The 24,507-nt window shown below is 41.2% G+C and carries 20 protein-coding genes and 3 pseudogenes; 1 reads left to right on the top strand and 22 read right to left on the bottom strand.

Annotated features, from left to right (window positions below; translation table 11 throughout):
• Positions 1–189: 189 nt before the first annotated feature.
• The 12 genes and pseudogenes from QM867_RS09955 to miaA all read right to left on the bottom strand — a co-directional run.
• Positions 190–1,182, bottom strand: a pseudogene (locus QM867_RS09955) (SIALI-17 repeat-containing surface protein); the annotation flags it as partial.
• A gap of 5 nt (positions 1,183–1,187) precedes the next feature.
• Positions 1,188–7,302 (bottom strand): annotated as a pseudogene (gene bgaA, locus QM867_RS09950) (LPXTG-anchored adhesin/beta-galactosidase BgaA); the annotation flags it as partial.
• Between the two features lie 210 nt (positions 7,303–7,512).
• Positions 7,513–7,680 (bottom strand): annotated as a pseudogene (locus QM867_RS09945) (YSIRK-type signal peptide-containing protein); the annotation flags it as partial.
• Positions 7,681–8,285: 605 nt separating this feature from the next.
• On the bottom strand, positions 8,286–8,843 hold the full coding sequence (locus QM867_RS09940) for an SMI1/KNR4 family protein (protein ID WP_414294696.1): 558 nt from the start codon (positions 8,841–8,843) through the stop codon (positions 8,286–8,288).
• A gap of 14 nt (positions 8,844–8,857) precedes the next feature.
• Positions 8,858–10,606 (bottom strand): glycoside hydrolase family 13 protein, encoded by a 1,749-nt coding sequence (locus tag QM867_RS09935; RefSeq protein WP_414315683.1) that lies wholly within the window; start codon positions 10,604–10,606, stop codon positions 8,858–8,860.
• Positions 10,607–10,847: 241 nt separating this feature from the next.
• A complete protein-coding gene (locus tag QM867_RS09930; protein ID WP_414315682.1) occupies positions 10,848–11,042 on the bottom strand; it encodes a helix-turn-helix transcriptional regulator in 195 nt (64 codons plus the stop codon).
• Positions 11,043–11,048: 6 nt separating this feature from the next.
• On the bottom strand, positions 11,049–11,378 hold the full coding sequence (locus tag QM867_RS09925; RefSeq protein ID WP_414315681.1) for a hypothetical protein: 330 nt from the start codon (positions 11,376–11,378) through the stop codon (positions 11,049–11,051).
• Positions 11,379–11,775: 397 nt separating this feature from the next.
• On the bottom strand, positions 11,776–12,531 hold the full coding sequence (locus QM867_RS09920; protein WP_075232410.1) for an SDR family NAD(P)-dependent oxidoreductase: 756 nt from the start codon (positions 12,529–12,531) through the stop codon (positions 11,776–11,778).
• A gap of 20 nt (positions 12,532–12,551) precedes the next feature.
• Positions 12,552–13,481: a ribonuclease Z gene (rnz, locus tag QM867_RS09915; protein ID WP_075232411.1), complete on the bottom strand. Its 930-nt coding sequence runs from the start codon at positions 13,479–13,481 to the stop codon at positions 12,552–12,554.
• 14 nt (positions 13,482–13,495) lie between these two features.
• Positions 13,496–14,119: a cystathionine beta-lyase gene (locus tag QM867_RS09910; protein ID WP_075232412.1), complete on the bottom strand. Its 624-nt coding sequence runs from the start codon at positions 14,117–14,119 to the stop codon at positions 13,496–13,498.
• Entirely contained in the window at positions 14,112–15,350 is a 1,239-nt protein-coding gene (gene hflX / locus QM867_RS09905; RefSeq protein ID WP_414315680.1) for a GTPase HflX, read from the bottom strand. Before hflX ends, QM867_RS09910 begins: the two co-directional genes overlap by 8 nt.
• The gene (gene miaA / locus QM867_RS09900; protein WP_414315679.1) at positions 15,343–16,227 is read right to left on the bottom strand and encodes a tRNA (adenosine(37)-N6)-dimethylallyltransferase MiaA; all 885 of its coding nucleotides are present in this window, start codon (positions 16,225–16,227) and stop codon (positions 15,343–15,345) included. Before miaA ends, hflX begins: the two co-directional genes overlap by 8 nt.
• Positions 16,228–16,347: 120 nt before the next feature.
• Here miaA and QM867_RS09895 point away from each other — a divergent pair, with 120 nt between their 5' ends.
• Positions 16,348–16,518, top strand: coding sequence for a DUF3042 family protein (locus QM867_RS09895; protein WP_049526232.1), 171 nt, complete (start codon positions 16,348–16,350; stop codon positions 16,516–16,518).
• Positions 16,519–16,634: 116 nt separating this feature from the next.
• Here the strand turns inward: QM867_RS09895 and QM867_RS09890 are convergent, their stop codons facing one another.
• The 10 genes from QM867_RS09890 to QM867_RS09845 form a co-directional block, all read right to left on the bottom strand.
• On the bottom strand, positions 16,635–17,474 hold the full coding sequence (locus QM867_RS09890; protein WP_414315678.1) for a thymidylate synthase: 840 nt from the start codon (positions 17,472–17,474) through the stop codon (positions 16,635–16,637).
• Between the two features lie 52 nt (positions 17,475–17,526).
• Positions 17,527–17,961 (bottom strand): GTP pyrophosphokinase, encoded by a 435-nt coding sequence (locus tag QM867_RS09885; RefSeq protein WP_414315677.1) that lies wholly within the window; start codon positions 17,959–17,961, stop codon positions 17,527–17,529.
• Positions 17,962–18,058: 97 nt separating this feature from the next.
• A complete protein-coding gene (locus QM867_RS09880; RefSeq protein ID WP_414315676.1) occupies positions 18,059–19,018 on the bottom strand; it encodes an ROK family glucokinase in 960 nt (319 codons plus the stop codon).
• A 48-nt stretch (positions 19,019–19,066) separates the two neighbouring features.
• Positions 19,067–19,684: an alpha/beta fold hydrolase gene (locus QM867_RS09875; RefSeq protein ID WP_414315675.1), complete on the bottom strand. Its 618-nt coding sequence runs from the start codon at positions 19,682–19,684 to the stop codon at positions 19,067–19,069.
• Entirely contained in the window at positions 19,685–21,406 is a 1,722-nt protein-coding gene (pabB, locus tag QM867_RS09870) for an aminodeoxychorismate synthase component I (protein WP_414315674.1), read from the bottom strand. It lies immediately after the preceding gene.
• Between the two features lie 115 nt (positions 21,407–21,521).
• Entirely contained in the window at positions 21,522–22,292 is a 771-nt protein-coding gene (locus tag QM867_RS09865; RefSeq protein ID WP_414315684.1) for a ZmpA/ZmpB/ZmpC family metallo-endopeptidase, read from the bottom strand.
• A gap of 24 nt (positions 22,293–22,316) precedes the next feature.
• Positions 22,317–22,385 carry a helix-turn-helix domain-containing protein gene (locus tag QM867_RS09860; RefSeq protein ID WP_414274002.1) on the bottom strand — a complete coding sequence of 23 codons (69 nt, stop codon included), beginning with the start codon at positions 22,383–22,385 and terminating at the stop codon, positions 22,317–22,319.
• A gap of 165 nt (positions 22,386–22,550) precedes the next feature.
• Positions 22,551–23,666, bottom strand: a complete 1,116-nt coding sequence (gene msrB, locus QM867_RS09855) for a peptide-methionine (R)-S-oxide reductase MsrB (protein ID WP_414273991.1) — start codon at positions 23,664–23,666, stop codon at positions 22,551–22,553.
• Between the two features lie 9 nt (positions 23,667–23,675).
• Positions 23,676–24,236, bottom strand: a complete 561-nt coding sequence (locus tag QM867_RS09850; protein ID WP_414273992.1) for a redoxin family protein — start codon at positions 24,234–24,236, stop codon at positions 23,676–23,678.
• A gap of 62 nt (positions 24,237–24,298) precedes the next feature.
• Positions 24,299–24,507 (bottom strand): hypothetical protein (locus QM867_RS09845; protein WP_414315673.1); only part of this gene is annotated, 209 nt, incomplete at its 5' end.

Here is a 24,507-nt window from a genome sequence, read left to right as displayed (position 1 = left end):
CATATGAATCTTTCTAATGAGTTGTTTTGTCGCTTTTCATTATAGGTCATATGGGACTTTTTTTCTACAACAAAATAGGCTCCATAATATCTATAGGGGATTTACCCACTACAAATATTATAGAGCCTTTTTATTGTCGAGATTAGTCTCTTGATCCAATCTCTATGACTTGGATGCTTTTACATCATCTTATTCGTCTTCTTTTTTCTTTCCCATTGCAAAGAGACCAAGTAATGCTCCTACAACACCTGCTGTTGCAAGGGTTGCATTTTCCTTAGTACCTGTTTCAGGGAGGATATTTTGACGACTTGCAGGTGCTTGGTAGGTCTTATCTTGTGACATAGCAAGAGCTATTTGTGACTGCTCATCTTTGAATTCTGGAAGTTCATGGATAGCTCCTTCTGATCCATTGACACCACCTGTGTATGCTGGAACTTGGTGAATAGTCCCTTCTCCACCAGGAACGCCACCAGTGAACTCAGGTACTTCATGAACAGTTGCTTCTGCTCCATTCACACTGCCTGTGTATGCTGGGATTTCCACTACTGGTGCTGCTTCATCGCCTACTGTACCAATAGCTCCTGTGTATTCTGGAACTTCATGAACAGCTGCTTCGACTGCGTTAACGCCACCCTTGAATTCTGGGACTTCTACTACTGGTGCTGCTTCATCACCTACTGTGCCAATAGCTCCTGTGTATGCTGGGATTTCCACTACTGGTGCTGCTTCATCGCCTGCTGTGCCAATAGCTTCAGTGTATTCTGGAGCTTCATGAACAGCTGCTTCGACTGCGTTAACGCCACCCTTGAATTCTGGGACTTCTACTACTGGTGCTGCTTCATCACCTACTGTGCCAATAGCTCCTGTGTATTCTGGAGCTTCATGAACAGCTGCTTCGACACCATTTACTCCACCATTAAATTCTGGAACCTCTACTACTGGTGCTGCTTCATCACCTACTGTGCCAATAGCTTCAGTGTATTCTGGAACTTCATGAACAGCTGCTTCTGCCCCATTGACACCGCCTGTAAATTCTGGAACCTCTACTACTGGTGCTGCTTCATCGCCTGCTGTGCCAATGACTCCTGGGTACTCTGGAACTTCATGAACAGCTGCTTCTGCTCCGTTAACACCACCTGTGAATTCTGGAACCTCGTGGATAGCTGGTTCGGTTTTGCCTGATACTTCTTTCTTAGTTCCGACTAAGACAATCTCATCTTGTGCTGCTTCAACAACTTCACGAAGTTTTTCAGTACGGCTTCCATCTACTGCAACTTCAGTAATGATGCGTTCTTTACCTTCACGACCTACTTGAGTCACACGAGTTTCACCTTCTGGAAGAGTCGGATCATCTTGCATAATAGACTTGAAGCTGATTGCTTCTTCTACCACTTCTAGGCTAGGAAGTGCTTCTTGAACAGCTGGTTCTGTCTTAGCAGTTTCGACCTCATCTTTAGTCAATTGGATCCGATACTCTTTAACGTTCTTACCACTTTCTGAAACAAGACGTACCAAGACTGGAAGTTTATCATCACCACTATCAACAACTGTCGCCGCTACGTTTTCACCAGCTTCCACTGTCACTTTAGGACGTTTTCCACTATAGGTTACTTGGTAATCTACACGAGCTTCAGAGAAGTCAGCAAGCTCTCTACCATCCACAAGAAGTTTAGAAGCTGTATTGTCCTTAGGTGCTTCACTTGGTGCGATAAAGGCCATTTCAGTGATAGCCACACCCTTCTTGTCTGCTTTTCTTTCCATGCGCCATCTCATAGCTTTAGCTTTGACTGGTGCAAAGGTTACATGGATGTCAGTTCCTGCTTGAATCTCTTGATCCGCACGGTATTCAACTTTCTCCCAGTTAGAAGGAGTGTTGAATGGGTGATCAGGATCGTATGGTTGGTAGTTAGAGTAATATTCTGGTGAATCAAATTCTGGTCCAACATAGCGTTCTAATACTAGTTTAGAAGGGGCGTCTGTTCCACCATCTGCAAAGAAGCGGATGCTTCCTTCAGCTACTGTACGTTCAACAATCTTACCATTTTCTCTGAAGATAACCCCTACTGAAACTTCTGGATTTTCAGATGGAGTTGGAGACCAGTTAGTCCAACGACGGCTTTCATCATCTGAACCATCGTTAACATAGTCTACACGGTCATGAGAGTTTGGATCAATATCGTTAGTTGCTGAGGCAAATGAACGGTTGCTATCATCATCGAAGTCTGGGTTGTCTGAAAGATTTTCTCCGAGTTTGTCTGTTACACGAACAGCTACTTCAGCAGTTAAATCAGTACCCAAAACGCGACCATGAACTGTAAATTCACCTGCTTTTGTTAGATTCTCTGCTGGGACTGCTTCCCAGTCAACAGCCAAGTCTTTGACTTCATAGTCAGATTTTCCTGTGAAGTAAACAGGAACTTTTGCTGGTAGCTCAAGAGTTTGTCCTTTAGCAACCAAGCGAGATGATTTGGCAACAGCAACAGGTTTACTTGCGAGCAAATCTTTATCATTTGTGAAGTGTAGGCGGTATTCACCTAGGATATCTCCGTTTTCAGCCTTGACAACAACACGAACTGGATCTCCTTCACCTACGCTTGGTACAACTGTTGCAATACCATTTTCAGTGACACTCGCTGTAACAGCTGGAGCTTTTCCTTGACTTACTTCTAGATAGTAGTCAGTCAAGCCTGGGTTAAAGTTTGGCAAATCTTTTCCATCTACTTGGATTTGTGCTTGAGCATTCTTAGTTGCAGCTACTTGTTTAGAGAAGATTTGCATTTCTGTAATAGAAGTACCCCATTTACCATCTGGTCTAACCATGCGGATACGAACTGCATAAGTGTTGACTTTATCAAAGCTAAAGTGGGTCATTTCTCCAGCTCTGACTTGATCTGGAGCCTTGAGATTTGTGACTTGTTTCCAGTTTTTATCGTCATTAAAGACATGGTCTTCGCGTGCTACGAAGCTTGGATTCTTAGGAACTGTTGGAGTTGCTGAACCGACATAGTATTCGATGACATAGGATTTAGGTGCACCAACACCGTGGTCTTCGTGGAAGGCTACATTGAGGTTATCCACTGAACGTTTAGACATGATACCAGAGTCACCAAAGAGAATTCCTACGGATGCTTCACTTGTACGGTTCCAGTTTGTCCAGCGGTTTGCTGGTTGGTTGTTATATGAAATTAGTTTGTCATTAACATTGGCTACTGAGTCACTTGGATTTGAGTCTGATGCAAAGGCAAGTGGCAATTCTGAACCAGTCCACTGGTCAGAAATATTTGCACCAGTTTCTGTCTGAGCAGACACACGAACATGAAGTTTGGTTGGTAGTTGAGTACCTTCGACATGTCCTGTCACAGTAAAGTTGCCTTCTTGTGCGTATTGGCTTGGTTCAATTGCGTTCCAAGTTACTTTAGCTGAAGAGACTTGGCCATTTGAGTGGTAAGTACGAACGCTCTCTGGTAGTTGAGGAGCTTCTGCAACTGGAGTTGTTACGCTCACTTCTTCGACAGCAATGATACCTTCGACAGATACCTTAGCATGTGCTTCTTTCTCAATTCCTTCAACTTTACCTAGGACTTCAAAACTATGGTATTTAGCAAGGTCTTCCTTAGCAACTGCTTGCCAAGTCACCTTGTGAACCTTCGGAAATCCTTTGTCATACTCTACAGTTACAGTAGCAGGTAGACTTGGTTCTTGGTTCAAACCTGTCACGACACTAACTGGACGGATGGCTTGGACAACTTTGCTTTCAGTATTTGCTTGAATGTTCAAGTCAATCTGACCTTCTGCTCCTTCAAATTGAGCTTTCAGAGTTACTTGACCAGGTTTATGCAATTCAAGCATACCTTTACGAACAGCTACATCTCCTTCACCTGTAGTGGAGAAGGTAACCTTATCAGCTTTCAAGACTGCTTGTGTACCGTCTTGATAGTGAGCCAAGACCTTGATACCGACAGTTTGGTCTTCTTTCAAAGTAGCTGCATTTTCAACTTCTAGGCTCAAACGTTCAATTTGTGGAGCTTCTTGTAGGAATTGGATAGCATAGGTTTGTAGTGGGCCACCATCGTTTGGTTGAACATGGATGCTTGCACGCATACCATTTGCTTCATTAGCTTGAATAACTGTCACTTGAGCATTTTCAGCTGTAGCTTCAACCTCTGGCAAGGTTGCTCCATAAGCAAGCTTGTGGTATTTTACATGTTGGTCAGTTGAAAGACCTTCAACCGCTTGATCTGCCACAGTTACACTTGGAACTACTGGATTAGCAGCTTCCCCTTCTGCAACTACCAAGGTCGCAGCGATTTCTTCATCTTCTAAAATACCTTTTGCTGGGATGCGAGAGCCTGGGATTGCTAGTTTAGCTTGGTCTTCAGCTGCAATTTCCCACTTATTAACATCATAGCTTGCTACGGTACCATCTGACAATACGTAAGAAACAGATTTGTCGACTGAATTTAGGTCTGTATTTGGAGCGATTCTCTTGACTACAGGTAATTCTGCTTCGAGAGCCAAGACTTCAACACGCGCTTCTACATCACGTCCATCTGCTACACCTTTAACCGTAAAAATACCAGGTTCGTTGACATTAACTGCTGACCATTCTACTGGAAGTTTGGCACGACTGCCATCACTGTAGATAAAAGCTACTTTCTTAGGCATTTTTGGTGTTTGACCGATAACGGTACGGACTTTAGCAACTTCTGTACCTAAGACAGTTTTTTCTGCTTGGTCTTTCTTACCTGTGAATATAGTAGTTTGATCAGATTTCAAGAGATCAGAGTGAGCAGTCAAAGTAAATTTACCAGCTTGCTCAGTTGATTTAACAATGACAACACCCTTACCATTGAAGGCCTTACGGATCCATGAACCGTCTGCTTGTTCTTTGTAACGCTCACGGCTAGCTTGTTCACCGTTATCCACACCGACAATCTGACCTTGTCCATGCAACTGGAAGCGCACAAGGTTATTGGCAGTAGGAACTACATTACCAGCGCTGTCAACGATTTCGTAGTAAATATAAGTAAGGTCTTTTCCGTCTGCTGCAATAGCATGTTCTTCTTTGACTAAACGAACCCCTGCAGGCTCACCAGCAGTCGTAATCTTATCACGAGCAATTTCATTACCTGCCTCATCACGGGCTACTGCTTCCAAGGTTCCAGGTTTATAAGCAACCTTCCACTCAAGGTATAGTTCCTTGGCATTGGCACCTTCTTGATAAGTACGTCCATCACTTGTTTGTTTCTTGTTAAAGGTTTTCTTACCTAGGGACTCGCCATTCAAGAACAATTCCACACTTGCAGCGTTTGAAAATGCACGAACAGGAATCTTACCATCAGCATCAGCTACGTTAGCTTTAAGAGTAGGATCTTCCCAGTTCCAGTGAGGAAGCAGGTGAACCATTGGTTTCTTCTGAGCAGAAACCCATTGGCTTTGGTACAAGTAGTAGTCATTCTTTGGAATTCCGGCTGTATCTACGATACCGAAGTAAGAACTCTTAACTGGCGTATTGTTTTGGTTGTGCCACGGAGTAGGCTCACCGATATAGTCAGTACCCGTCCAGATGAACTGACCTGCATAACCTGCATTATCACGGTCAAAAGTCCAAGATGCAGTGGCTGTTTTACCCCAACCAACACGGTCATTACCGTAGTCGGACTGCTCATAATGACGGTAAGCTTGGTTGCTGTGGACTAGTTCACTTTCAGGACGGAAATAGCTGCCACGAGTACGAGTTGCAGAAGAAGTTTCTGAACCGTAAATCAACCAGTTTGGATGTTTAGCACGTAGTTTCTTGTAGTTGTCTTCTGAATAGTTAAATCCAACCGCATCAAGTTCGTTCGCAATCTTTTCATGATCACCACTACCATCACCAAAACGGAACTTGTCTGCTCCCATAGTGACATAGCGTGTCTTATCAACAGCCTTGATCACTTGCACCAAGCGTTTAACAGTCGCTAGAGAACGAGCTTTACCGTCTGCTTCACCGATTTCATTACCGATAGACCACATGACGATAGCAGGGTTGTTCTTGCCTCTCTCGACCATTGTACGTAGGTCAAAATCAGACCATTTTTCACCTTTTTTAGCATCTGGGTGAGTGGCGTCCTTGTCAAAGAAACGGCCATAGTCATACTGTTTCTTCCCACCGTACCAAGTATCAAAGGCTTCTTCTTGCACCAACAAACCTAGTTCTGCAGCGATCTGCAAGGTCTGCTCACTAGCTGGGTTGTGGGTTGTACGGATAGAGTTCACACCCATATCCTTCATCTGTTTCAGACGACGGTATTCTGCCTTATAGTTTTCTTCAGCCCCTAGAGCTCCGTGGTCATGGTGAAGAGAAACTCCATGGAATTTAATGCGTTCACCATTCAAAGAGAAGCCTTCATTTGGTGTCCAGTTATAGTAACGGTAACCAAACAAGTCCTTCTTAGCATCGACCAATTGACCATCACGATAAACACGAGTCACTAATTCATAAAGAGCTGGTTTATCATTAAGGACTGTCCAGAGTTTTGGTTTCTCAACTTGCAAAATAGCATTTAGGCTAGTTGATTGATGAGCTTTCAAGACTTGGCTATCTGTACGAACCACGTCCGTTACAGCCTGACCATTTCTTTCAATAATTTGGTATTCAGCAACAATTTCATGATCTTTGTCATCTGTATTGACGATCTTACTTGTTACATGAGTATCAACCTTACCATTTTGTTGTTTTTCAAGGTCTGGTGTTAAGATAGTTGTTCCATTTTTCTCAGCATGAACCTTATCTGTGACTTGAAGGGTAACATCACGGTAAATACCACTTCCTGAGTACCAACGGCTACTTGGTTGTTTGTTGACCGCATGTACAGCTACGACATTCTCACGACCGTCTTTATTGAGATAGTCAGTGATGTCATATGAGAATTGGTTGTAACCATTTGGATAGTGACCAACTAGCTGACCGTTTACGTAGACTTGCGAATCCATATAAACTCCATCAAAGACCAGACGAACATTCTTATTAAGGTCTTTTTCATCAAGTTTAAAGGTCTTGCGATACCAAGCATCACCACCATTGAGTTGTCCACCTTCGTTTTGGGCAGGAGAATCATGATCAAAGTCATTGTAAATACTCCAGTCATGAGGAAGGTCTAATTTCTTCCAGCTTGATACATCTGCATCTGGTTTGATAGCGTCTTTTGCATTGGCATTGAGTTTAAAATGCCAGTTTTGGTTAAATTCTACTTTACGGTCCTCAACCAATTGATTTACCTCCTCGCTGGTAGCCGGTTTTAGATCCGGTTTTTCCGTTTGAGCAGATTGATCTTGAGTAATTGCTTGAGGTTTCTTATCTAACATGGAATCCACTTTTTTATCAGAATCTGACTGTACAGTTTGGTCGTCCTGTGCCTTTTCAACTGCATGAGCTGGTGTAGCAATTTCACTTGCAGCTGATTCAGTTGATGCTGGCTGTTCTGGACTTCTTGTTTCACCAAGTTCCTCTTTATGAGAATCATCCGCTACTTTTTCTGCAGCAACTGCAATTGGAGTTTCATCAGCTGAAACTGGGTTTGCACCAGCTACACTTGCTCCAAATAAGACTGAGCAAGTACCGATGACTACAGAGCAAGTTCCAACGGTAAATTTTCGGATACTATACACTCTTTTTCGATTCCAATGATCTTTTCTCATAAGATCCTCCTTATATTCGTAACCGCTTCCAATTTTATGTAAGCGCTCTACTTTTTCAGTAGTATTTTGCTTCTATTTTATAAAATAATATAAGAAACTTCAATACTGGCAGCATAAAAATCATACTTTTGATTCTTTTTTCTATAATTAGTAGAAAACTTTGAAAATCTGAATGTACATTTAGTGAATGATTTTACTAAAAAAGGCGGTGGGACAGAAATCGATAGACAAAGTCTCGATTTCGTAGTCCCAGCCCCGCGAGGATGATTAGGAGCTTTTTGGAGTCTAATACTCAATGAAAATCAAAGAGCAAACTAGGAAGCTAGCCGCAGGTTGCTCAAAGAACTGCTTTGAGGTTGTAGATAGAACTGACGAAGTCAGCTCAAAACACTGTTTTGAGGTTGTTGATAGAACTGACGAAGTCAGTAACATACCTACGGCAAGGCGACGCTGACGTGGTTTGAAGAGATTTTCGAAGAGTATAAAAGACGAACAAAAAGTTCAATCAACTACCGCGTCAAAGTTTGATTGCTAATAAAAAGTGAGGTCGGGATCTTTTGTCCCAACCTCTTTTACGGTCTATCAAACTGATATTTCCTATTAGATTATTGACTAGATTTCCCCTTTTCCAAAAGCTTGATCATCTCATTTTTACGTTCTTCAAGCTCGGCAATTTGCTGAAGCAAAAGCTCTGAAAAATCACATTCAAGCTCTTCAGTTTCGCCACTATTAAACCAATCTAGAGCTACTATATGATTGTCCTTATCAAAGCAGAAAATCACATCTCCATCACCGATGATAGACAGAAATGGAATATAGTCAACAAATCCTAAATCATGTAATTCCTTGGTTTTTATTCGAATGTCTAGGAAGTCTGGGATGCCATTTGCAATTCCCAAGACCTTGATACCTCGGCAGAAGGTCCAAAAAGGGGCTACATCGTAAGCTTTGGCTCTTGGCCATAGCTCTTCCCTGACTTCCATAAAGAGGCCTCCAAGAGATGACATGGTGAATTCCCTGAAATCTTCTGGCAGACGAATGCTGTATTGATTTTCAAAATCCTGAACATCTTCTTCCGATGGTTCATTGCCCATGCAGGCGACAACTTGATAAGTTTCCTTATCATAGTGACGAAAATAATCATAAACTTCCTTGAGTGCCATTATTTTAATCCTTTTTACTCAGAAATATAGACCACAAATCCATCTGGTAAGATGACTTGATGTCCATCTTCAAACTGGCAATGACTAGCTAAATCAACTGAATCTCTATCTAAAACAAAATTCTCAGAAGACTGGTTAAAGATGGCTTGAACTTCTTTCCCTTCATAGTTCCATTTCAAAGCTAGAACATCTGGTTTCACTTCTTCTAGCTTATAGGTTCCATATTGAATAATGCTTGAAATTTCCTTACGGATCTTGATTAATTGCTTTATGAAATTCAGCATATCATTGTCCTCAGAAACACGGTCCCAAGGCATGACACGACGGCAGTCAGGGTCTGGTCCCCCTTTAAGTGCCAGCTCTGTTCCGTAATAGATACAAGGGGTCCCTTTTTGAAGGTAGAGGAAGGCAAGGGCTGCCTTGACATGCTGCACATTTCCTTTTGCAGTTGTAAGGATACGCTCTGTATCGTGAGAGTCTAAAAGGTTAAACATGACCTCTGAGATTTGTTGCTTATAGTACATAGACTGGCTATTGATTTCTGAAATGAACTGCTCCGTCTTTTTATGCTGACGCAAGAAATAATCCTTGATACTTTCAGAGAGTGGATAGTTCATAACAGCATGGAACTCATCCCCTTGTAGCCAAGGTTGTGAGGTATGCCAGATTTCACCTAAGATGTACAAATCAGACTTTTTAGCAAGAACTGCCTTTCTGAAATCTCTCCAGAACTGGTGGTCAATTTCATTTGCAACGTCCAAACGCCAAGCATCGATATCAAAATTTTCAATCCAGTAGGTTGCAACCCTCAAAAGATAGTCTTTGACTTCAGGGTTAGCTGTATTTAACTTAGGCATATAGCTGGCAAAAGCAAAGGTATGGTATGGCAATTCTCTTGGATTCTGAAGTTTATCCTCAGTAAATGGAAATTCTTGAATATGGAACCAATCTTTATAAGGGGAATTTTCTCCATTCCTTAGAACATCCTGCCATTGGGCTGACTGATCTCCGATATGATTAAACACTGCATCTAACATGATTTTGATGCCCCGTTTATGGGCTTCCTCTACTAGATTACGAAAGATTTCCTTGTCTCCAAAGTGACGGTCAATTTCAAAATAATCCGTCGTATCGTACTTGTGATTGGTTGTAGCTTCAAAAATCGGACATAGGTAAAGTCCAGTGATTCCCAAATCTTTAAGATAGTCTAAATGGTCAATAATCCCTTGCAAATCTCCACCAAAAAAATCATCCCTTTCAGGAGAAATCTCTGCATCCCACGCTCGAGCTCCATCAGGAGTCAAATTAGGATTTCCATTAGCAAAGCGTTCTGGAAAAATCTGGTACCAAACGGTATTTGAAACCCAGCTTGGAACTTGGCAACCATCGATTTCGTGAATGTAAGGAAGTTTAAAGCCATTTCCTTCAGCATCCAAGTTTTCTTGAGTATGTGCCACGCAGCCTTTATCTCCGTAGAAGACTCCCTGACCTTCCTTATCAAGAAGTTCAAAGAGATACTGAATCCGTGCAAAATCAACCGATACTGTAACTTGCCAATAATCAAACAAGGCGTCTGAGGTTACTTTGGTCATTTCCTTCTTAGCTTCATACTTATCCTCAATAAAAATAAAGGGATCACCATAGTGTAAAATGACCTTCTGGACATCATCCTTCTTGCTTCTAATTCGGATATGTAGCTGACCTTCTTTGTACAGATAAGCATACTCTGATTCTGGTCTATGATAAATGGCTGTTAATTCCATGTCTTGTCTCCTAAATAATCATCATCAACAAAAGTGCAAACATTTTCATAATTGCTAGTTCTAGTATACTATTTTAACTGTTTATTTGCAATTTTTATACCAGTTTTACGATAGATATATAGATGGACAAGGGTAAAATTGAGTAGATTCTTTTTGAGCTTTAAAAAGAGAGTTTCCATGAACCGGAAAACTCTCTCATCATTACGAATCAGATGATTATAATAAATGCTATCTGATATCTTTAATCTTCTAGAATGAAAATTTCTTCAACATGTAGTCGTAGCAATCTTGCAATTTTCAGTGCTAGTTCAAGTGTAGGATTGTACTTGTCATTCTCGATAGCTATAATGGTTTGTCGACTAACGCCTAATATTTTTGCCATATCTTCCTGACGTAGTCCTTCAGACTTTCTTAACTGTTTGATATTATTTTTCATACAGCATTAGTCTTTCTGAAAACAATAAATGCCAATTGCCAAAACTACGATAAGGATAACAACCATCAAAATTACTCCTTGAACAAGTTTATTTGGTTCTTTAAAATCTTCATCACCGTCAATCATTTTATGTTTTATTGCATGTTGAGTAAATCCTTGAATAGAAATAGATAAACATAAAATCAGACATGGTAACATTTCAAGTTCAATGCCTTTTGTAATAGATTGATAAATATTAAATACTGTCCATCCACATAAGCCAAATAGAGCCGTTTTATAACCCCATTCCTCAGAACGTAGCTGAATCGCTCTGTCCATTTCATCCATTTTTCTCATAGTCCTATTCCTCCAATTCGTCAAAACAATGTCAAGAGCTCTTTACATTTTTTATTATACTCTAAATCGATGAAATGTCAAGATGTTTTAACATTCTTAGGCTTTTTTATTTTCTTCATCTATTCTAAGAATATTCCTAACTCCAATTTTCAGTCTAATCAATCCGACAAAGGGCAAGTTCTTTTAAACCTATTTTATCTTGACTTCATAAGCTTTGGCTATAGATATACTTTTAGTTATGTTAGACTCGGAGTTTATCCTCTCTTTTCTGCTTTCTTATCTCTATCTATACCTTAAATGAACTTAATCATTATAAACTGCCTGTTTATCATGAGATATTTTTCTACAAATTGACAACAGAAAAAATAAAAAGCTATTTCTCATCAAAACAGCTTTATCACTTATAATTAAAAGTCTCCCCAGCTAACTTATCTGCCAACTTGGGAAAGAGGGTGTAAAACTTATGGGCTAGATTGAGCAAGATTGGAAGATTGAGTTCCCGTTTGTTTTTTCCTATGGTTTTGACAATCTTTCTAGCTACTGCATCTGGCTCGAGTAGGAAACGGTCAACTGACTTAAGGTAGGTTCCATCCGGATCAGCCTGGTCAAAAAATCCTGTACGAATCGGACCTGGATTGACCGTTGTCACATAGACTCCATAGGACATAAGTTCGAGACGTAAAGCATTTGAAAAACCAATAGCCGCAAACTTAGTCGCTGAGTAAAGACTGGACTTGCCAGTCGCTATCAAACCAGCCATACTAACGATATTGATGATATGGCCTTTTCGGATCTCCTTCATACGAGCTGCAACCAAACGAGACAGATTCATTAAAGCAAAGGTGTTAACTTCAAACATCTGATGAATATCTTGATCAGAAATCTTGTCAAAATCTTCAAAGATCCCGTAGCCAGCGTTATTAATCAAAACATCAATCTTTCCATAGCGCTGGTAGAGTTCAGCTACTAGGCATTCTAGGGCTTGAGCATCGGTAATATCAATCTCAACCAATTCAGCCTGTGGATGATTTCCGTATAGTTGAGCTAATTTTTCTCTATTTCTACCCAGCAAAATCAATTGATCATTGGGCAAGAGTTTGACCATTTCTTGAGCTAGACCACCACTAGCACCCGTAATGAGAATCGTAGACATATTTATCCTTTCTCGAGATCCTAGATTTCCACTTCTTCTAGGTCTTTAACCACATGGACATTTTCAAAAATTGTTGCCGCATCTTTCTTTAGCTGGCTGATATCTTTTGAAAGAAAGCGTGCACTGATATGGTTGAGCAAGAGTCGTTTGGCTCCTGCTTTTGCCGCTACCTGAGCAGCTTGCATATTGGTTGAGTGACCGTGGTTGCGGGCAATCTTTTCGTCTCCCTTGCCATAAGTCGACTCATGGACAAGAACATCTGCATTGACACCAAGACGCACACTGGCATCTGTTTTTCGAGTATCTCCCAAAATGGTAATAATCTTACCAGGTCGCGGTGCTGAAATATAATCTGCTGCCTTGATCTCGGTGCCGTCTTCTAAGACGACATCCTGACCGTTTTTAATTTTTCCAAAGAGCGGGCCGAATGGGACACCAGCAGCCTTTAGTTTCTCAGCATCCAAGGTACCTTCTAAGTCCTTTTGCATGACACGATAGCCGACACAGAAAATAGTGTGATCCAACTCTTCTGCATACACAGCGAATTTATCCGTTTCAAGGATTTTCCCAAGAGAATCTTGGTCAAACTCATGGAAATGAATCTTGTAGGGCAAACGTGATCCAGACACACGTAGACTAGTCAAAACAAAAGACTTGATACCTTGAGGTCCATAGATTTCCAAATCTGTCTGCTCTTCATTTGCTTGAAAAGCACGACTGGAGAGGAAACCTGGCAAGCCAAAGATATGGTCTCCGTGCAAGTGTGTGATAAAGATTTTGCTGATTTTTCGTGGTCGAATCGTGGTTTCCAGAATGCGATTTTGCGTTCCTTCGCCACAGTCAAAGAGCCAGACTTCGTTAATCTCGTCCAAGAGTTTCAGGGCGAGACTTGAAACGTTGCGGGCTTTAGAGGGCTGACCAGCCCCTGTTCCTAAAAATTGAATATCCATTCGATACTTTCTAATTAATTAAAATATAACATAGCGGTGCGGTTTTCTGAGCGATAATAAAGCTTACCAGTAAAGGCTTTAGCTTCTTGTAATAAATCTTCTTGACTATAACCTTTGAGACGCTTGCGACCATCTGCCAAGCTTTCCAAGTCAGTTAAAGCTGTTAAGCTTTCTACACTAACTATTTCCTCATCCCCGACAACCTTCATGTAAATTTTTCCAGACTCCTCAAAGACTAGCTGATGGGGGAAAATTTGCGCAATTTCAAAAAGTAAGTCAGCTGTGATTGCTTCCTCATATTCAGAGAAAATGCGACCAAGGCCTTCTCTCTCATAGCAAAAACCAAAAGATTTGCCTGATAGATTCAGACGAATAAAGGGCTTGCTTTCTTCCGTGAAACTTGGCTCAGCATTGTAGAGGTTCAGTTCCTGGCTGACTTCCGCAAAATAATCTGTCGCAGCTTGAGGACTTTTTTTCTGGTAAAGTTCTGCAAAGTAGGCATTAACTACGCTGGGGGGAGGGGTGATGAGGGCTAACTGCTCTTGGTCAGACCTACCAGCTAAAAGCTGATCCAGATAGACCTTGTCTAGACTTGTATAGCCGCCATATTTGAGAGCTAATGATTTGATGTCAGTCATAAAATTCTTCTAATCTCCATTTGTTTTTCTCAGAAATGTAGCCTCTGATGACCTCGCCATCATCTTGGTAGTCATGCTCTTCAAGAATCGCAACACTTTCTAAATCATGAATCTTGTAGGACTTAGAAAAAGGCACGCGCAAAGTAAAGGGTTCAAAAATTTCCTTGATCTTATCTAGCAATAAAGCTTGCAACTGTTCTCGACTATCTTTAGACTTGGCAGAAATCAATGCATAAGGCGTTTGAGTAGGCGTGAAATCTTCCACCAAATCCGCTTTATTATAAAGGGTCAAGCGAGGAATATCCTCCATGTCCAAGTCTTTCATGATGGAAAGAACTGTTTTTTCATGTTCCTCATGATAAGGATTGCTGGCATCGATAACATGAACCAGAAGATCTACATGCTTGCTTTCTTCCAAGGTCGACTTGAAACTAGACACCAACTCTGTCGGCAAATCTTGAATAAACCCAACGGTGTCCGTTAAAGTCACCTGTAGATTGCCACCAAGATGGATGCTTTTAGTTGTCGCATCCAGAGTCGCAAAGAGCTCATCTGCCTCATACTGGGTCTTGCTAGTCAGAGTATTCATAATAGTTGACTTACCAGCATTGGTGTAGCCAATCAAACCAATCTTAAAGGTACTTGACTCCAAACGTTTTTCTCGAACTGTCGCTCGATTTTTCTCAACGACCTTGAGTTGACGCTCGATATCTGTGATCTGGTTGCGAACACTACGACGATTAAGCTCCAGCTGACTTTCACCTGGACCACGAGAACCAATGCCCCCTGCCTGACGGCTAAGCATAATCCCCTGACCAACCAAGCGAGGTAAGAGATACTTGAGTTGCGCAAGATGAACTTGAAGCTTTCCTTCATGACTTCGAGCTCTCATGGCAAAGATATCCAAAATCAACTGCATACGGTCAATGACCTTGACACCTAACACTTCCTCGAGGTTAACATTTTGCCGTGGTGTCAAACGGTTGTTGACGATGACAGTCGTGATTTCTTCTGCATCCACCATTTGAGCTATTTCTTCCAACTTACCAGAACCGACGAAGGTCTTGGAGTCGTATTTTTCACGTTTTTGTCTGTAACTATCGACTACGACTGCACCAGCTGTCTTAGCCAGACTAGCCAGCTCTTCCATGGAGAGGTCAAAATTATCCATGCCCTGGAGTTCAACACCAATCAGCAGGACTCGCTCCTCTTTTTTCTCCGTTTCAATCATTTAAAAACTCCTCAATCTGGTTTAAAATACGGTCTTTTACACCAGATTCTCCTATCTGATAAAAGGTCACCTGCATGCGATTACGGAACCAGGTTAGCTGGCGCTTGGCAAAACGACGGGTCGCCTGTTTGAGACTGTCACGAGCTTCTTCCAAGGACTGCTCTCCACGAAAATAAGGAAAGAGTTCCTTGTAACCAATGCCTTTAGTAGCCTGTACATCAGGATAATGATCAAATAACCACTTGGCTTCGTCTAGAAGTCCAGCTTCAAACATCAAATCCACACGGTGGTTAATTCGTTCATAAAGCTGACTACGCTCATCATCCAAACAAATAATCAGAGGTTCATACAAGGTCTCTTGATTTTCCAAGTCTTGACCAAAATGGGCAATTTCCAAGGCACGCATGGCACGACGACGATTAAACTGGGGAATTTCAAGGCCTGCTTGATCCACCAAATGGGCTAATTCCTCATCTGTATAAGGCTCCAAACTAGCTCGATAAGCTAAAATCTCCTCATGGGTAGTCTCACCACCTAAATGATATCCTTCTAGCAGACTCTGGATATAAAGACCTGTCCCACCAGCGATAATAGCTAGTTTGCCGCGACTTTGAATATCCTCAATGGCTGCCTTAGCTTCTGAAACAAAATCAAAAGCCGAGTAAGACTCGGTTACCTCTCTAACATCGATTAAATGATGAGGAACAGCTGCCTGCTCTTCTGGACTAGCCTTGGCCGTCCCAATATCAAGTCCTCGATAGACTTGTTGGCTATCTCCACTAACCACTTCGCCATTAAAACGCTTGGCCACTTCAATGGCTAGAGCCGTCTTTCCAACTGCAGTCGGTCCAACAATCACAATTATTTTTGTTTTCATCTTTTTTCCTTGAAAAATTCCCATTTTTTCGTTACTATTATTATATCACAAAAAGGTCAGTCAGAAAAACGCGACCTCTTGAGGAGGCTGGCTGATTTATAAGTTAAAGGAGGAATACTCATGGCTAAAGGATTCGCTAAAGGTCTTGTAACAGGTATCGCAGGAACTGTCGCTGCAGTTGCAGGTGCAGTATACGCAGTTAAAAAGAAAGTGATCGAACCAGAAGAACAAAAAGCAGCTTTCATCGAAGAAAATCGTAAGAAAGCAGCGCGTCGTCGCGTATCACGTTAAAAAATAAAAGAAGTTGGGATTTTTCTCAACTTCTTTTTTTCTATTCTTTTATACTCAATGAAAATCAAAGAGCAAACTAGGAATCTAGCGTGGTTTGAAGAGATTATCAGAGAGTATTAAATTGCCAAGTCAAACTTCAACTGTGGCTTGACTGGATCATAATCAACCAGCTCAAAATCCTCTGCTTTAATATCAAAGAAATTTGTCTTGTCTGGTACATTCAAGACCAAACGTGGTTGGCAGTTTGAAGGCTCACGACGAAGCAATTCCTGAGCTTGTTCAAATTGATTGTCATAGATGTGAAGGTTATTGATAAAGTAGAAGAATTTCCCAACTTTCCAACCAAAGTGTTTAGCAATCATCATCTGAAGAGCCACATACTGCATGGCATTGATGTGGTGAGCTACCAGCATATCATTAGAACGCTGGGTCAAAGTCGCATCCAGATAGATTTCCCCATCTACACGACGGACATCAAACATGGTCTGAAAGGCACAAGGCAGAAGACCATCTGTCTCTTCAAAAGCTTGGTAATCCCAGAGACAGATGATATTGCGACGGTTCCAAGGATTAGCTTCTAACTGTTTGAGAATCTTGTTAATGATGTCGTGCTTTTTAACCACAGCCCCATAACGTTCCCCAATAGTCCCTGTATCTCCAACTTCCCAGTCATTCCAGTAGTGAACATTGTACTTGTCATTGAGAACTTCCAAACTATTGGTCTGATCTTGGTAGATCCAAAGCACTTCCTTGATGGCTGATTTGATTGCGATTGGGCGCAAGGTCGTGATGGGAAATTCACCCTTTGACAAATCATACTCCGCAAAGGCTCCTGTGATGTACTTGGAGTTAGCCACTGTTCCATCCTTATACTTGGGACGAGCTTGCTCAGAAAACACACCCTCATTCAAGATTCGCTCGATATTTTCTTTAAAAATCGTATCTGCTTTTGTCATTTACTCTCACCTCATTCATTGTCTTAACTAGTATAGCATAAAAAGGGCTTTTCTACCTGCTCAGAAAATCAATGGCCTTTTTATATTTTTCTAATCGTTCCAAATCCTTGTCAGTGACAGAACTCAGTCTCGATAAATCCGAATTATGCTTCAAATCTGCTAATTTGATAACGCGTGCTAGGGGATTAGATTTCACATTTTCTAGATATGTTTGATAGTCTTGCCCCTTTTTCTTTGACAAAATCTGAATGGCTGTAACTACTGTCTCTGGTAAACCCGCATTTAGTAACTCTTCAGCAGTAACAGAACTGTCCTCAATAACATCATGTAACAGAGCCACTGCTTTTTCTTCTTCAGTATCAACTTGGCTTGCTACATAGATTGGATGTTCTATATAATCTACTCCTGCCTTATCCAGTTGCCCTTCATGAGCTTGCCTAGCAATAGACAAGGCTAAATCAACCATGGATTGCTCTGCAGTATTCATCCAAAACTCCTCCTATCATTAGTGAGCTATTACTTTATTCTAACAACTTCAACTTAAAAAGAGCTTGATCAATATCCAAGCTCTTGATTCATGTGCATTATTGCAAGACAAGTGATGCTGCTCCGATAACTCCAGCGTCATTTCCTAGAGTTGCAAGAGCCAATTTTGTTGATGTGCGTACTTGTGGGAAGGTATTTTCATCATAGACTTTTTGAACACCTTGTAGAAGGAATTCTCCTGCAGCTGATACCCCACCACCGATAACAATCGTTGATGGATTTAGGATAGAACCGATGTTGGCACATGCAATACCCAAGTAACGTGAGAAGTTACGGTAAACGATCAAGGCAAGGTCGTCTCCTTCTTTTGCCAAATCAAAGACAGTTTTAGCTGTTACTTCTTCTCCGTCATCAATCAAGCGTTTCAACTCTGCTTCGCCTTCGTATTCATCTGCGTAACGACGAGTCAAGTTGACGATACCTGTCGCTGAAGCTACTGTCTCAAGACAGCCTTTTTTACCACAAGTACATGGGATTGGTTGGTCAAAGTCAACTGTGATGTGTCCAAGTTCACCAGCAGCACCTGCAACACCGTGAAGCAATTTTCCTTCTGCCACGATACCGCCACCAACACCTGTACCCAGAGTCATAAAGACAACGTCTGGTTGGTTTTCACCAGCACCCATCCAACGCTCACCAAGAGCAGCTACGTTGGCGTCATTGTCGATAAAGAATGGAATACCCAAGGTTTTTTCCATTTTTTCTTTGATTGGTTGAAGAGTTTTCCAGTTGAGGTTGTAGGCACCGATAACAGTCCCTTTTTCACGGTCAACCACACCAGGTGATCCCATTCCAATACCTTGGAAGTCTGCTGCTGCCAATCCAAGCAAGTCCAAACGATGCTGAATAGACTCAATCATATCATCTACGATATGGCTTCCTTCATCCAAAATGTTAGTCTTAATAGACCATTTTTCTTGGATTTCTCCTTCTTGCGTTAAAATTGCGAACTTGATAGAAGTTCCACCAAGGTCAATCCCAATAATCTTTTGACTCATCTTTGTCTCCTTTATGATATTATCACTTTCATTATTATTTTATCAAACTTATTTCAGCAATTCAAGAAAACTTCTAGTTATTTCTGCAAACTCTTTGGGTTTTGCCCTATTTAGGACATGAGGTCCCTCAGGAATGATCTGAAACTGGGAATTTAGCATCAGTTCATGAATACTTTTCATTGAACTAAGATTTGGCTTATCCTGACTACCACAAATTAACAAGCTTGGATAGGGACAATTCCGTGCAATCTCTCTTAAATCAAGTGTTTTTAATTCCTCAGAAACTCCAACCATAAGAGCTTTATCTGCTCCCTGTTTCTCAAATATCCTTTTTGGAAGCAATTTAAATATCAGCAACTGAATGTAAAAAAGGATATTGCCCGCCAGTTTCAATGGACAACCTGACAAAACCAAGGCTTGAAGATTTGGTATATCATAACTTGAAAGCTCCAGTGCGAGGGTAGCCCCTAAGGACAAACCGATTAGGACAAAAGGTTCTGTTTCCACTGTTAAGCGCTGATAAATGCGCTCCTTGGCTTCTTGATAGCTAGTAACTCCAGTAGGGAATAAGTCAAGGGCTTCAGAGGGATAATCTGCAAGAAAATCCTGAACTTCTTTCCAACTATCTGCTGACTGACCTAAGCCATGCAAAAATATTAGTTTCATTTAGTTCTCCTTTACTGACAACTCATACAAGCCTCTAACTGCATTACAACCATAGATAACTTCTGCGCGCTTCAAATCTTCTATGGTCAAGATCTTCTCTTCTACTTGTCCGCTTTCAAGCAAGTGTTGACGATAAATCCCTGGTAAAAAACCTAGTTGACTTGGCGGTGTATAGAGATTCCCATCCATTTTTAAAACCAGATTCGCAATAGAAGTTTCAAGCAATTTTCCACCAACAGTGTAATAGATGATTTCCTGCTCTCCCATTGTCAAATGTGGTCGGTGTGTCGTCTTAAAGTAGGTAAAGGCCTGCTGCAAATCAGCATCCTGTAGACAAAGTTTAGCCTGACAGAAGCTAGAACTAAGTGGTGTCAATACTTGTCGATCAATTTCTATTTCTCCAGACTTGCTGAGACTGATTCGCAAACGGTAGTCTTGATGGAGGTCACAAACTTGACACTCCTTCTCTATTTCTTGTCTCAAACCAGCTTCATCAAATGGAAAGGCAAAGTAACGACTAGCCTTTTGCAGTCTTTCTAGATGTTGCTTTTCAAAGAGTAATTTTTTCTGGCTGATTTTCCCGGTCGTAATCAGCTGAAAACGAGGCTGTTTGCGGTAAAGAACAGCAGCCTTTTGCTGGACTTCACGGTATTCTGACTCCCAAGTACTATCCCAAGTGATGCCTCCACCGACTCCATAGATGGCTTGCCCTCTATGCAGTTGAATGGTTCGAATAGCCACATTGAAAATCCGTCGGCCATTGGGAAGCAAGAGACCAACAGTTCCACAATAAACTCCTCTGGGTTGGGGCTCCAAGTTCTTGATAATTTCCATGGTCGCTATCTTGGGAGCTCCTGTGATGGAGCCACATGGAAAGAGCGAACGGAAGATTTCAACTAGGTCAACATCTGGTCGTAACTGACTCTTGATGGTTGAAGTCATCTGCCAAACAGTCGAATACTGCTCCACTTGACACAGACGCTCCACATGCTCACTTCCGACCTCAGAAATACGGTTCATGTCATTACGCAAGAGGTCCACTATCATCATATTTTCTGAACGATTTTTGGGATCCTGCTCCAACCAAGCCGCTTCCTTCAAGTCTTCAACGTCGTTCAGACCCCGTTTAGTCGTCCCCTTCATAGGGCGAGTTGTCAACTCACGACCATTTTGCTCAAAAAAAAGTTCTGGACTCATGGAAATCACTGCCATGTCGTCATGCTCTACGTAAGCATTGTAACCCGCTTCCTGCTCGACAACCATACGATTGTAGATAGCAAAAGGATTGGCAGACAACTCCTGCTTGAGTTGAACCGTATAATTGACCTGATAAGTATCGCCCTGTCGTAAATGATGGTGAATCTGGGCAATAGCTTTTTCATAGTCCTCTGCAGAAGTTACTTCCTGCCAGTTTGACGGCAAATCCACCTCCTCATAAGTCAGAGGAATGCTAGATGTTTCAATACTGTCATGAACAGTAAAGTAAAGCAAATACTCCCCCAGTAAGGGAGCCTTGTGGACCTCTAATTTTTCCTCAAAAGCTGGCGCAGCCTCATAGCTGACATAACCCACCACATAATAGCCCTTTTCTTGGTAGCTTTCCACTTGTGCCAGCAAGTCTGCTACTTCTGCTAAATCTCTGGTTTTTAACTCTTTAATAGGCTGGGTAAAGGTGTATCTCTCGCCCAAAGCCCTAAAATCAATCACTGTTTTTCTATGCATATCCTAAGTATACCATAAAAGCCAGACCCCAAACAGGAGAACTGGCAATTTTATTCTTTGAGAATACTAAAGTAGATTTCACTTCCTTAGGAAATCTGAACACACTCTCTTTTATCTATCCTTTGGGAAAGAGTTCGGATGAAAATGCATCTGTGACCTGCAATAGTTTCTGGAAAACTTTTTTCTTCAGAGCTACTGTATAGTTGGCAACTGAGCCTCCATACTTGAAGTTTCGGTAATCCGTTTCTACTGCTTGGTCAAATAAATCTTGCAATTTCTCGTAAGAATCAATTTGCTGACCATCAATTTCAAAACTATGGATTCCTCGTTTTGCCTTGGCAATAATAGCATCAAACCAGGCCTTCTTCCATTCTTCCAAGTTCTGGAACTTGCCTTTCGAAACCTTCTGGATGATGAAATCATCTCCAAGGGTGTCATGCCCCTCACTTAACGCCTCATCCTTGTACTTATTAGAAGCATAACCTAGGAAACCATTTTCGTAGCCATAATAACCCCACATACGGAAAGCATTATGCTTGAAGGAGATGGTTCCTGGAGCTCCCTGACTTGTATTTCCACCGTAGATAGCGTCCACCATCTTGACATTGACATAAGCTGTCTTGAGTTCTTCTGGTCGGTAAGTTCCCTGATAATGCCTATTGGTAATAATGTTATTTTTGATTAAATCATCCACAGAATTTAGCTGAGTCTTGGCTTCCTCATCTGTCAATGGACGGACATAGTCCCATTGGTTAGGAGCAAGGAGTTTATTATCTTGGTCCTGATGACGCATTTGCTTGGTCATCTTGCTGAACCAGGCCTTCTTCAAAGCCAGATCATTCTTAGCGAGAACTCGTTCTCCTTCCAGATAATCTAGAAGCATCAAGGCCTCATTATAAATCAAACATTTTTAATTTGGTTGATATTCCAATAAATCATCTAGCTGACACCCCAGTTCTTTACAAATAGCTTCAAGCATTGAAAAACGGATGGCTTTCACCTTACTTATTTTCAAAATCAAAAATTTTCAGGAGTGATCCCAACACGTTCGATTAAATTGCCCAACCTCTTCTAAAATCCAAATTCTACACTTCTTATGAATATAAAATAGATTTCTATAAACTCTTTTTTAAAAATATCAAGTTTACTCTACATAATCCAACAAATAGCCATAGCCCTTTTCTTCCATTTGATCCTTTGGGATAAAATGGATGGATAGACTATTGATACAATAGCGTAGACCTCCCTTGTCCTGAGGTCCATCTGTAAAGACATGTCCTAGGTGAGAATTCCCTGTTCGACTTCTGACTTCCGTTCTGACCATATTGTATGACTTGTCTTCCTTATAGGTCGCAACATCTGGACTGATCGGCTGGGTAAAACTTGGCCAACCACAACCCGATTCAAATTTATCTTTCGAAGAAAAGAGGGGTTCGCCAGTCGCAACATCCACATAAAGACCTGCTTCAAATTTATCCCAGTAACGATTTGAAAAGGCACGTTCTGTTTGACCATTTTGAGTCACGGCATACTCATCTGGAGACAAAAGTTTTTTCAATTCATCGTCGCTCGGTTTTGGATATTGACTTGCATCAATAACAGGATAGGCTGCTTGATTGACATTGATATGGCAATAGCCGTTAGGATTTTTCTGGAGATAATCTTGGTGGTAGTCCTCAGCCACAATAAAATTGCTTAAGGCTTCCTTTTCAACCGCTAGAGGCTGGTCGTATTTCTGAGCAACTTGTTCAAAAACTTGATTGATGACTTCTAGGTCATGCTCGTCCTTATAGTAGACACCAGTCCGATACTGAATCCCCACATCATTTCCCTGCTTATTTTTACTAGTTGGATTGATAATGCGGAAATAATGAAGCAAGATCTCTTTTAGAGAGATTTGATTGGCATCATAGGTCACATGAACAGTCTCAGCATGCCCGGTTTGGCCGATCAATTCATACTGTGTTGTTTCTCCTCTCCCATTCGCATAGCCAGAAACAGCATCTGTCACACCTGCCACTCGAGAAAAATACTCTTCAACTCCCCAGAAACAACCTCCAGCTAGATAGATATCATGTAAGTCAGCATCTTTACTTGATTGAGTTTTTTTCGTGACTTTTTGCCCTTGACTAACTGCTGCCTTCTCGATTTGAGTGGTATCTGTGTAGCTTGCGCTCCTTTTTTCCAAAAGAAATAAAAATCCAATAATAATGCAAATGATGATTCCAATGAATACAATTATTTTTAATTTATCATTCATGATGAGCCTCTAATCTATGCTTTTTAGCATCTGTAAAATAGTTTCTTTGTCCATAAAACCTGGCTGGGTCTTGACTAGTTTGCCTTCTTTATCGATAAAAGCCTGAGTCGGATAAGAACGAACTCCGTAACTCGCCAAAAGTTGTCCCGAAGGGTCTAACAATACTGGTAAATCTTTATAGTCCAAGCCCTGATACCATTTCTTGAAGCCTTCTTCTGCTTGCTCGCCTTTTTGACCAGGAGAAACGACTGTCAAAACAACATAATCATCGCTTTCTTCTTTAGCTAGCTCATCGGTATCAGGGAGGCTGGCTAGACAGATAGAACACCAGGAAGCCCAAAATTTGAGATAGACTTTTTTACCTTTGTAATCTGATAGATGGTAGTTTTTCCCATCAACTCCCATGAGTTCAAAATCTGGAACTACTTCTCCTTTTTTTGCTACCTGAGAGCTAACTTGCGCTTGTTTGTCTCCATTTTGTTTATCAGTTTCGCTTGTTGTCTGATTTTTACAAGCCGATAGACAAAACAGACTAGTGCAGACCAATACAGTTGCTTGCCATTTTTTCATTTTCATCACCTTCTTTTTTGTTATATGAATATAGATATTCACTTTATAGTTCTATTATATACCTACCTTGCTAAAAATACTTGGAATCTGTTTGGAAAATTCTTAAAACTCTTGGAAACCCAAAAACTCCCACCTGCTAATAAGGGCTCTATAATTTCTGTAGTGGGTAAAACCACCATAGGAATTATGGAGCCTATTTTGTTGTAGAAAAAAAGTCCCATAAGACCTATAATGAAAAGCGACCAAACCATCATTAGAAAGAATCTTATGG

Source organism: Streptococcus infantis (assembly GCF_047463635.1).
Taxonomy (GTDB): domain Bacteria; phylum Bacillota; class Bacilli; order Lactobacillales; family Streptococcaceae; genus Streptococcus; species Streptococcus infantis_W.
Note: the sequence above shows the minus strand (reverse complement) of the source record. Positions and strands in the feature narration are given on the sequence as shown.

Excerpts from the sequence above, each read along its gene's own strand:
- miaA (WP_414315679.1), bottom strand. The coding sequence starts at position 16,227 with ATGAAAACAAAAATAATTGTGATTGTTGGACCGACTGCAGTTGGAAAG.
- QM867_RS09925 (WP_414315681.1), bottom strand. The coding sequence starts at position 11,378 with ATGAGAAAAATGGATGAAATGGACAGAGCGATTCAGCTACGTTCTGAG.
- QM867_RS09920 (WP_075232410.1), bottom strand. The coding sequence starts at position 12,531 with ATGTCTACGATTCTCATTACGGGTGCTAGTGGTGGTCTAGCTCAAGAA.
- QM867_RS09890 (WP_414315678.1), bottom strand. The coding sequence starts at position 17,474 with ATGACAAAAGCAGATACGATTTTTAAAGAAAATATCGAGCGAATCTTG.
- hflX (WP_414315680.1), bottom strand. The coding sequence starts at position 15,350 with ATGATTGAAACGGAGAAAAAAGAGGAGCGAGTCCTGCTGATTGGTGTT.
- QM867_RS09940 (WP_414294696.1), bottom strand. The coding sequence starts at position 8,843 with ATGGCACTCAAGGAAGTTTATGATTATTTTCGTCACTATGATAAGGAA.
- QM867_RS09910 (WP_075232412.1), bottom strand. The coding sequence starts at position 14,119 with ATGACTGACATCAAATCATTAGCTCTCAAATATGGCGGCTATACAAGT.
- QM867_RS09880 (WP_414315676.1), bottom strand. The coding sequence starts at position 19,018 with ATGAGTCAAAAGATTATTGGGATTGACCTTGGTGGAACTTCTATCAAG.
- QM867_RS09930 (WP_414315682.1), bottom strand. The coding sequence starts at position 11,042 with ATGAAAAATAATATCAAACAGTTAAGAAAGTCTGAAGGACTACGTCAG.
- QM867_RS09935 (WP_414315683.1), bottom strand. The coding sequence starts at position 10,606 with ATGGAATTAACAGCCATTTATCATAGACCAGAATCAGAGTATGCTTAT.
- QM867_RS09875 (WP_414315675.1), bottom strand. The coding sequence starts at position 19,684 with ATGAAACTAATATTTTTGCATGGCTTAGGTCAGTCAGCAGATAGTTGG.
- QM867_RS09885 (WP_414315677.1), bottom strand. The coding sequence starts at position 17,961 with ATGAATACTGCAGAGCAATCCATGGTTGATTTAGCCTTGTCTATTGCT.
- rnz (WP_075232411.1), bottom strand. The coding sequence starts at position 13,481 with ATGGATATTCAATTTTTAGGAACAGGGGCTGGTCAGCCCTCTAAAGCC.
- msrB (WP_414273991.1), bottom strand. The coding sequence starts at position 23,666 with ATGAATGATAAATTAAAAATAATTGTATTCATTGGAATCATCATTTGC.
- pabB (WP_414315674.1), bottom strand. The coding sequence starts at position 21,406 with ATGCATAGAAAAACAGTGATTGATTTTAGGGCTTTGGGCGAGAGATAC.
- QM867_RS09895 (WP_049526232.1), top strand. The coding sequence starts at position 16,348 with ATGGCTAAAGGATTCGCTAAAGGTCTTGTAACAGGTATCGCAGGAACT.
- QM867_RS09850 (WP_414273992.1), bottom strand. The coding sequence starts at position 24,236 with ATGAAAAAATGGCAAGCAACTGTATTGGTCTGCACTAGTCTGTTTTGT.